A 547-nucleotide genomic window follows, 5' to 3' on the forward strand; every position below is an offset into this window, starting at 1 on the left:
TGGGCGTCGCTGACGCCGTCCACGACGAACTGGGCGAAGCCCCCGTGGTCGTCCGGGACACCGAGGGCCGCGTACCGGGCGTCGAGCAGTTCCCGGGCGGAGGCGACGATCGTCTTGAGGACGTCGCGCACCTCCAGGTGCCTGCTCATGGCCAGCAGCGCGGCGCTCACCGCGGCGAGACCGGACCGGGGACCTGGATGCATGCCCTCACGGTACCGGCGTGGCACGGGGAGGCGGCACGAGGAGGTACAACGCGCGCGGGCGGGTGTGCTCGCACAGACATCAGGGTGTCCGGAGAGTTTGCTAACGCAGAGAAACGCTCGATGACCGCTTCGTCACATCGGCCCCGTACCGGTGTGAGCCCCCGCATAGGGCGCACATCACTTACGAACGGACATAGGAGACACAGTACCCCTAGATGAACGGCCCGATGTGCTGATCTGTCCCGTTTTACGTGGACCTGATCCACTACCCGGCTTCGTACGTCACATCATTGCCAGGGAATTTTGCGGCCGCTAAGAATTGCTCCTGTCGCTCAGCGCCGCGG

At 65.6% G+C, this 547-nt stretch carries 1 pseudogene; it reads right to left on the reverse strand.

The features are described 5' to 3' along the window. A pseudogene (locus CCN33_RS18310) lies at positions 1 to 203 on the reverse strand (diguanylate cyclase); the annotation flags it as partial. Between the last annotated feature and the right edge of the window lie 344 nt (positions 204 to 547).

The organism is Streptomyces recifensis (assembly GCF_002154615.1).
Lineage (GTDB): Bacteria > Actinomycetota > Actinomycetes > Streptomycetales > Streptomycetaceae > Streptomyces > Streptomyces griseoluteus.